General features: G+C 45.7%; 9 protein-coding genes. 2 read left to right on the top strand and 7 right to left on the bottom strand.

From position 1 onward, the window contains the following. Nucleotides 1–316 precede the first annotated feature (316 nt). The 7 genes from E5983_RS07440 to E5983_RS07410 form a co-directional block, all read right to left on the bottom strand. A complete protein-coding gene (locus tag E5983_RS07440) occupies nt 317–1,165 on the bottom strand; it encodes a metallophosphoesterase family protein (RefSeq protein WP_160333240.1) in 849 nt (282 codons plus the stop codon). Then, nucleotides 1,162–2,079 (bottom strand): DNA-binding protein WhiA, encoded by a 918-nt coding sequence (gene whiA / locus E5983_RS07435; RefSeq protein ID WP_160333239.1) that lies wholly within the window; start codon nt 2,077–2,079, stop codon nt 1,162–1,164. The genes E5983_RS07440 and whiA overlap by 4 nt, the downstream gene beginning before the upstream one ends. Before the next feature lie 17 nt (nt 2,080–2,096). Continuing rightward, a complete protein-coding gene (locus tag E5983_RS07430; protein ID WP_160333238.1) occupies nt 2,097–3,071 on the bottom strand; it encodes a YvcK family protein in 975 nt (324 codons plus the stop codon). Further along, complete coding sequence (gene rapZ, locus E5983_RS07425; protein ID WP_160333237.1) at nt 3,068–3,958, bottom strand: RNase adapter RapZ; 891 nt, start codon at nt 3,956–3,958, stop codon at nt 3,068–3,070. The genes E5983_RS07430 and rapZ overlap by 4 nt, the downstream gene beginning before the upstream one ends. 64 nt (nt 3,959–4,022) lie before the next feature. Continuing rightward, nucleotides 4,023–5,369 carry an asparagine--tRNA ligase gene (gene asnS, locus E5983_RS07420; protein WP_160333236.1) on the bottom strand — a complete coding sequence of 449 codons (1,347 nt, stop codon included), beginning with the start codon at nt 5,367–5,369 and terminating at the stop codon, nt 4,023–4,025. A gap of 10 nt (nt 5,370–5,379) precedes the next feature. Beyond that, nucleotides 5,380–6,555 (bottom strand): pyridoxal phosphate-dependent aminotransferase, encoded by a 1,176-nt coding sequence (locus E5983_RS07415; protein ID WP_160333235.1) that lies wholly within the window; start codon nt 6,553–6,555, stop codon nt 5,380–5,382. 5 nt (nt 6,556–6,560) lie between these two features. Beyond that, nucleotides 6,561–7,031, bottom strand: a complete 471-nt coding sequence (locus E5983_RS07410) for a hypothetical protein (protein WP_160333234.1) — start codon at nt 7,029–7,031, stop codon at nt 6,561–6,563. 93 nt (nt 7,032–7,124) lie between these two features. On the opposite strand from E5983_RS07410, the gene E5983_RS07405 reads away from it, so the two are divergent. Continuing rightward, nucleotides 7,125–7,562: a MarR family winged helix-turn-helix transcriptional regulator gene (locus tag E5983_RS07405; RefSeq protein WP_160333233.1), complete on the top strand. Its 438-nt coding sequence runs from the start codon at nt 7,125–7,127 to the stop codon at nt 7,560–7,562. A 62-nt stretch (nt 7,563–7,624) separates the two neighbouring features. Then, entirely contained in the window at nt 7,625–8,170 is a 546-nt protein-coding gene (locus E5983_RS07400; RefSeq protein WP_160333232.1) for an NADPH-dependent FMN reductase, read from the top strand. Nucleotides 8,171–8,455 lie beyond the last annotated feature (285 nt).

Below are 8,455 nucleotides of genomic sequence, written 5' to 3'. Positions count from 1 at the left end.
CCCCCACCACAGGGAAAGCATCTCATAGAAATTCGAAAGAAGCCGGATTCGGATTGACGTTAAAACCATCTCAACACCCTTATTAAAAAGCTAAATAATAAAAGCCTAAAACTGTCAATTTTCAAGGATTCCACACAACTTGACAAAGAACCTTTTTTATGCCAATACTTTTTCTATTGGCTCTATAATTTCTGTTGAAAAGTGCAAGTATCAGAGACACCTATTGTCAAGCCATTACCGTGTTGCACTTGACCTGACAATTCACGATTTAATTTTAAAGTGGGAATAGTATAAATTCTAATGCTCTTTCAGCAAACTACTCCAGTTCCGAGAAACTGACCGCAAAATACTCTTCCACCTCTTGTTGGGTTCCCATTTTCTGATGATAGGAGTCCAAGTAATGAACGTCATTGCTAAGCCGGATACCTGTTTTCAATAAATGCTGGTAGAAATCCAAATAGGGGATGTCGGCCTCGACAGCGCGTTTGATTTCCAAATCAACATCATAGGCGACCTTGCGAAAATCAATCTGAGCCAGACCGGTTTCATCGATTTCCAGCAAGAGGTACTGGGCCCGCAAATCTTGGCGGAGCTGCTTCCAAGGAAAATAGGGCTGGCCAATCGATCCCGGATTTAGGACTAGTTGGCCTTGCGGTGTATAAAACAGCTGTTGGATATGACTATGGGCAAAAATTGCCACATCAGCCTCATCCTCTGCAAAGAGCGCTTCTAGGTCAGCCTGTTCAAAAGGCGGAACCAGCTCCCGTCCCCAATTTTTCTGAGGCAGGTGATGGGCAAGATTAAAGCGAAGTGGACCGACCTGGCGGTGTTGGTAAATCGGACGCGCTTTCATGTCCTGCCGTATAGCATTCGTCAAAAACAGATCCAGGTGCTGACTCTGCCGGTAGACAAACAAATCCAAGGGTTTGTTACGGGGATAACGACCTGCTCTCGCCGCTAGATAGGAATCTTCCCAATTTCCGCGTAAGCGAGTGGTGTAAGGGAGACTGTCCAGAATTTGTAAAATTTCCAGGTGGGAAGGTCCTGGCATCAGTTCATCACCCATAAGCCAGTATTCCTCAACCCCTAACTGGTCTGCATCGGCCAAGACCGCATCCAGAGCTGTCAAATTGCCATGAATATCCCCTAAGACAGCTAGTTTCATTCAGGTATTTCCTCCGCGATCTTATTCAATTTGCGTAAGCGGTGGTTGAGGCCGCTTTTGGTCAGAGGCGTGGACAGGCTGTCAGCTAGTTCTTGGAGGGAATACTCGGGATGGGCAATCCGCGAGCGGGCTACCTCCTGTAATTCTGGGCTCAGAGTCTCTAGGCCGACATGGTCGATAATTTTACTGATATTGTTAATGGTTTTCATGCTAGCCTTGACGGTTCGGGCAATGTTGGCGGTTTCTGCGTTATTGGCGCGGTTGAGATCATTGCGGGTTTCCCGCATCAGCTTGATTTCTCCCAGTTGCTCCATCGCTTCCAGGGCCCCAATAATAATGAGAAAATCCATTAGGTCTTCCGCCCGCTGAATATAGGTGATCGCCCCTCTTTTTCGTTCTAACACCTTCGCATCTAAAAGAAAATCTTGCATGAGTTGCCGCAAATCCTGGGCATGATCAACATAAACAGATGCAATCTCCAGTTGGTACTGACCGGAATCAGGATCCCGCATGCTTCCGCTGGCTAGGAAGGCGCCACGTAAATAGGCCCGCGCGGCATTATCATGGTCCATGATTGAAACCGGGAGGCCTGTTTCCTGTTCAAAAAAGGCAGGAGAGAGGCCTAGGATATCCAATAACTCTTTGACCCCATGGTCCATAAAAACTGTATAGACACGATTTTTACGAAGATTGGTTTTCTGGTGGTGGCGAATGTCAGACCGAATATCAAACCATTCTAAAAGAAACTCATAGATAAAGCGAGCGATCTTGGCATTTTCCGTTGACACCGACAAGGTCAAGCCCTCGCGGCTTAGTCCCAAGCTACCCGATAGCTTAATCAGAGCTGCCAATTCAGCTGGATGACGATCAGGGAGGGCAAGAATTTCCTCCTTAATCGTAGTCGTAAAACTCATAACTGACCCTCCTTTCTCTAATGCTTGTGACTGGTTAATTTCATGATTTCTTCAACAACCAGATCGCCATCATGAAAGGCGCCTTTTTTTTCTAATAGTAGAAAATTCGACGAGATCACACGTGGAACCTGACTAGCCAGCGCCGCAAAATCATGTTCCACCTGCACCAGGTACTCGTCAAATTCATGGTCATTCATGTATTCCTGAGGAACCTGGTCGACATTGACCAAAACGGTATCAATAAACGGCTGTCCCAAATGCTGGTGGAGAACACGAACATGTTGGGCATCCGTAAAATGTTCCGTCTCCCCCTTTTGGGTCATAATATTACAGATATAGACCGTTTCTGCCTTGGTTTCTAGCAAGGCTTGGCCAATCTCCTCAATCATCAGATTAGGCAAAATTGAAGTAAAGAGGGAACCTGGACCCAGAATCACCATATCGCTGTCAAGAATGGCCTGAACAACATTGCGGCTAGCCTGGGGCTTGGAATCATCATAGGTATTGGTCACATAGACCTGATCAATCATGCCCCGATGTTTGGCAATATGGCTTTCACCAGCCACCTCTGTCCCATCTTCAAAAACCGCATGCAGGGTTAAGGGACGCTCACTGGAAGGATAAATTTTCCCCGTTGTATGCAGCAATTTTGTTAAAAGCTGCATGGCATGGTAGGTCGAGCCCTGCATCTCGGCAATCCCCGCAATGATTAAATTACCCAAGGGATGGCCAGCAAAGGGACCATCATCCTCCGCAAAACGGTACTGGAAAATTTTTTCATACAATTTGGGCATATCCGACATAGCTAAGAGGACATTGCGGAGATCCCCTGGCGGGGTTAGCTGCATGTCTTCCCGTAATTTGCCAGAACTACCGCCATCGTCAGCAACGGTGACCACTGCTGTTATGTCCACATCTTGTTTGCGAAGGCTGTTGAGAATCACTGAAATCCCAGTCCCGCCTCCGATCACTGTAATTCGCTTTTTCCTCATGAACGGTTGACAGTTTCCTTTCTGCGATCCTTGTCCCGATGGCTGACGCGGACATTCCAATTTTTAGCCAAATCATCCGCCAAACGACGGGCAAAGGCGACACTACGGTGCTGACCACCGGTACAACCAATGGCAATGGTCAAAACTGACTTGCCTTCCTTCTGGTAACCCGGCAAAATCGGATTGAGAAGATTGAGGAGATTTTGGTAGAAGTCCTCAGACTCCGCTTGTTCCATCACATAATCGTAAACAGCTGGATTTAAGCCAGTTTGATTGCGAAGTTCCACTTGGTAATAGGGATTGGGTAAAAATCGTACATCAAAGGCCAAGTCGGCATCCATGGGCAAGCCATATTTAAAACCGAAACTCATAACTTCAATGCGGAAGGCTTGTTCAAAATCTTGATCGGCAAAATGCTGGGCCAAGAGTTTCCGCAATTCCCGTGGTGTCAACTCGGTCGTATCCACTACGTTTTGGCTCATACTCTTAAGCGGAACCAAGAGCTCCCGCTCCCGCTTAATTCCATCCATGATACGACCATCGGCTGCTAGCGGATGACTACGGCGGGTTTCCTTGTAACGAGCCACCAGCTCCTTGTCGGCTGCATCTAAAAAGAGGATTTTAAAATCCAAGTCGTCTCGGTTTTCCAGCTCATCCAAAACTTCCTGAATATCCTTAAAAAAAGACCGACTCCGCATATCAATGACTAAAGCCATCCGCTTATGCTCAGCAGAACCATCAACTAGGCTCAAGAGCTTGGGCAACAAGGCTGGCGGCATATTGTCGATGGTAAAGTAACCTAGATCCTCAAAGGATTGGATGGCAACTGTTTTTCCAGCCCCACTCATTCCAGTCACAACAACCAGTTGCAATTTCTCGTTCATCATCAGCATCTCCTATTTAAAAACAAGGCGTGGACTTCCGTCCACGCCTCCTCTGTAATCCTTCTTGTTATGGACGTAGACGGTGTAGCATCCGTGGGAATGGGATCGCTTCACGAATGTGTTTAGTACCAGCTACAAAGGTTACCATCCGCTCAATTCCAATTCCGAAACCTCCGTGGGGAACAGAACCATATTTGCGGAGATCTAGGTAAAATTCGTATTCTGATTTATCCATTCCGAGTTCATCCATTTTGGCAACCAAGTCTGCATAATCATCCTCACGAATAGAGCCTCCGATGATCTCTCCATATCCTTCTGGAGCCAGCAAATCCGCACATAGTACACGTTCTGGATTTCCCGGAACAGGCTTCATGTAGAAGGCCTTGATAGCTGCTGGATAGTTGGTTACAAAGGTTGGCACTCCGAAGTGATTGGAAATCCAGGTTTCATGAGGAGATCCAAAATCATCGCCATGCTCAAGGTGTTCGTAGTCTGTGTCTGCGTCTTGTTCATGGGCTTGAAGTAAGTCGATAGCCTCGTCATAGCTAATCCGTTTGAAAGGTTCAGCGATGTAGGACTTCAACAGCTCAACATCTCGTTCCAAGATTTCCAAGGCTTGTGGTGCTCGATCCAAGACACCCTGAATCAAAGCCTTCACATAGGCCTCTTGTAAATCAAGGGATTCCTCATGAGAAAGGAAAGAGTACTCCGCATCCATCATCCAAAACTCAGTCAGGTGGCGGCGGGTTTTGGATTTTTCTGCCCGGAACACAGGACCAAAGTCAAAGACCCGTCCCAGAGCCATGGCCCCCGCTTCTAGGTAAAGCTGACCAGACTGACTCAAATAGGCGGTGTTACCAAAATAGTCTGTTTCAAACAATTCTGTTGAGTCTTCTGCCGCATTGCCGGACAGGATTGGACTATCAAACTTGATAAAGCCATTTTGATCGAAAAATTCATAGGTCGCATAGATAATGGCATTCCGAATTTGCATGATAGCCATTTGTTTACGCGAACGCAACCACAAATGACGGTGGTCCATCAAAAAGTCTGTTCCATGTTCTTTGGGTGTGATTGGGTAATCAACAGAGTGACCAATCACCTGAAGGTCTGTGATATCTAACTCATAACCGAACTTCGACCGCTCGTCTTCCTTCACAATCCCTTTTACTTCAACAGAAGTTTCCTGACTGAGTTTTTTGATGGTTTCAAATTTAGCAGCCCCTTCTGTTTCGCCAAATTTTTCAAGGAAATTTGGTTTAAAGGCAACCGCTTGGAAATAAGCCGTTCCGTCCCGTAATTGCAAAAAGGCAATTTTCCCTTTTCCGGATTTATTGGCAACCCAGGCACCAATGGTTACTTCTTGACCAACATGGTCTTTAACATCACGAATCGATACAAATTTCTTTGACATAAACTTTCCTTTACATATTCATATAATTTTCTAGGCGTAGAATGGCTCCTTTTAAGGTATCCAAATCGGTCGCATAACTCATGCGAACATGATGGGGACTGCCAAAAGCATCGCCGGCGACTAGGGCTAGGCCAACCTGTTCCAAAATGTCATTGGTAAAAGCGGCAACCTCGGTAAAGCCTTTACGTTTCATGGCTTCTTCCACATTGGGAAAGAGATAAAAGGCACCTTGGGGTTTATCTGCTCGGAAACCCGGAACCTGATTGAGCAATGGATAAATGGTATTGAGGCGTTCCTCAAAGGCCAAACGCATTTCCTCAGCTGCCTTGTGGCCATTCTTCAAGGCAGCAATAGCAGCATACTGGGCCACCGTTGTTGGATTTGAGGTCAACTGGCTGGTTAATTGCGCCATAGCCTGAATAATTTCCTGAGGGCCAACGGCAAAGCCAATCCGCCAACCAGTCATGGCGTAGGTTTTGGACACTCCTGTAATCACCACCGTCTGGTTCCGAATCTCTGGAGACAAACTGGAAATCGATACAAATTCTGCTTGATTATAGACCAAGTGACCATAAATATCATCTGCTAGAACCAAAACATTACGGTCGATAGCCCAGACTGCCAGGGCTTCTAATTCTTCGCGAGTGTAGAGATTTCCTGTAGGATTGGAGGGATTATTGAGAAGTAAAACCTTAACACGAGGATTCCACAGTTCTTCCAACTGATCTGCATTGATTTTGAAGTTCTTAGCTTCCGCCCCCTCTACAAAGACTGGCTCTCCTTGAGCCAACTTCACCTGCTCTACATAAGAAACCCAGTAAGGAGTCGGAATCAGAACCTGATCTCCAGGATTTAACACGGCCAAGAAGAAAGCTGCTAGGGCCAGCTTAGCCCCAGTTGTAACTAGGATTTGTGAAGCTTGAACCTCATAGCCATAATAATCGACCATGTAGTCCTGCACCGCTTCTTTTAAAGCTGGTAAACCCGAACTAGCTGTATAAAAAGAGGCCTGGCCGGAATCAATCGCGGCCTTAGCCGCTTGGGAAATCACTGCGGGAGTTGTAAAATCAGGTTCTCCCAGGGTCAGTGATAAAATATCCCGCCCCTCTGCGGCTAGGGCCTTGGCCTTGGCCGCAGCAGCTAGGGTTGCACTTTCTTCCATAAATTTTACACGATCTGCTAACATAAGGCTCACTCTTTTCTGATTAGTTTCTTGTCCTTAAAGTCGATGAGGTAATAGTCGGTTCCAGAGCGAACCTCCCAAACAACCTTGTCCTGATCATAGCCCAACCGACTGGCCTGGATGGGAGCACCCCCAGCTGCTTCCGCCGCTAGTGCTTCCGCTTCCTGACGGCTGGCTCCCTGGGTCAAATCAACCAAGGCGACCTGCTCCTGCTGGGTATTTAAAATCAAGGCCCGATCTTTGGTAAAAACAGTGGTATAGGAATTTTGACCATTAAAAATCTCCACTGCATCAACTTCCGTAAAACCTGCTAATTCCTGAGCCCGCAACTGGGCATTTGCAAGGCGCACATCCTGGGTTTTGGTTCCCAGATCAATCAGGTAAAGGCTGGAAAAGCAGATCAGCGACAGGACCACAAAAATCCCGAGGATAAACTGCCCTTTGGGAAAATAGGGCTCTAAATAAACTATTTTTTTCACCTATTCATTATACCGTTTTTTAGGCTAGATTGCTATAGATTCGCCAACGGCTTTTAATTGTACTAATTAGTTGTTTTTTGCTAGAATAGGCTCATGAAAGAATTATTTGAAAAAGAAGCTTTAGATTTAAAAACTATGATTGTGTTCCGAAAGGCTGATCGCTCCATCCGCTGTTTGGAACAAAAAGCAGCGCGTGACCACAATCTCACCCCCAGCCAGTTCTCAGTCCTCGATACTCTCTATGCTAAAGGAAAAATGCGGATCCAAGATTTAACCGATCGCATGCTGGCAACTTCTGGGAATATGACCGTGATTATCCGTAATATGGAAAGAGATGGTCTCATTACCCGTGTTTGCGATCCCTCGGATCGCCGGTCCTTTCTGATTGAATTGACCGCCCTAGGAAGGGAAACGATTGAAGCCATTTATCCAGAGCATGTCGCCTATGTCAAGGAAGCTCTTTCGGTTTTGGACCAACAGGATAAAGAGGATTTAATTCGGATTTTGAAAAAATTTAAAAATTTGAGCTAAATTGTTGCTAATTAGTAATAAGTGTTCTATACTAGCACTTGTAAAGAAAAGGAGAACAAGAAATGAAAAACATTCTATTTATCGTCGGATCTCTACGTGAAGGATCGTTTAACAAACAAATGGCTACTGCTGCTGAGCAAGCATTAGCTGGTAAAGCGACTGTTAGCTACCTCGACTGGAAAGATGTTCCTGTCTTCTCACAAGATTTAGAAGTTCCAACACCTGCTCCTGTTGCGGCTGTCCGTGAAGCTATCCAAGCTGCAGATGCGATCTGGATCTTCTCACCAGTCTACAACTTCTCAATTCCAGGTTCTGTTAAAAACTTGTTAGACTGGGCTAGCCGTGCCTTGGATCTATCTGATACAACTGGAGCTTCTGCCTTGCAAGACAAGGTTTCAACAGTCTCCCTCGTTGCTAATGGTGGACACGAGCAAGCTGCTGAAGTCTACCGCAACTTGATGCCATTTATCCGTACAAAATTTGTGGACCAAATCACAACTTCACGCGTCAACGACTCAGCTTGGGTAGACGGTGCTTTCGTCCCATCTGAAGAAGTTTTGGCTGACTTGAACAAGCAAGCTGAAGCCCTCTTGGAAGCTCTTAACTAAAATATTTCGGTTCTATAATAAGTTGTGTGGAAAGTTCAAATTCCATACAGCTTTTTTGTCATTCAGAGCACAAAAAAAGCAATTCCTGTTAAACTGATAAGTGAACAAAAAAACATCAGAATAGGAATTGCTTTATATGGATTATAATACTCAAAAATTACTCGGAATTCAAGACCTAGACATCACTTTCAAAGAAGACTGGCTTATTTATCGTAAAGATAGACGCAATCGTATGGCTCAAATCATCGAAGGCTCCTTAGAGAAACGCCCAAGTCATTGTCCCTC

The organism is Streptococcus danieliae (assembly GCF_009767945.1).
Classification (GTDB): Bacteria; Bacillota; Bacilli; order Lactobacillales; family Streptococcaceae; genus Streptococcus; species Streptococcus danieliae.
Note: the sequence above shows the minus strand (reverse complement) of the source record. Positions and strands in the feature narration are given on the sequence as shown.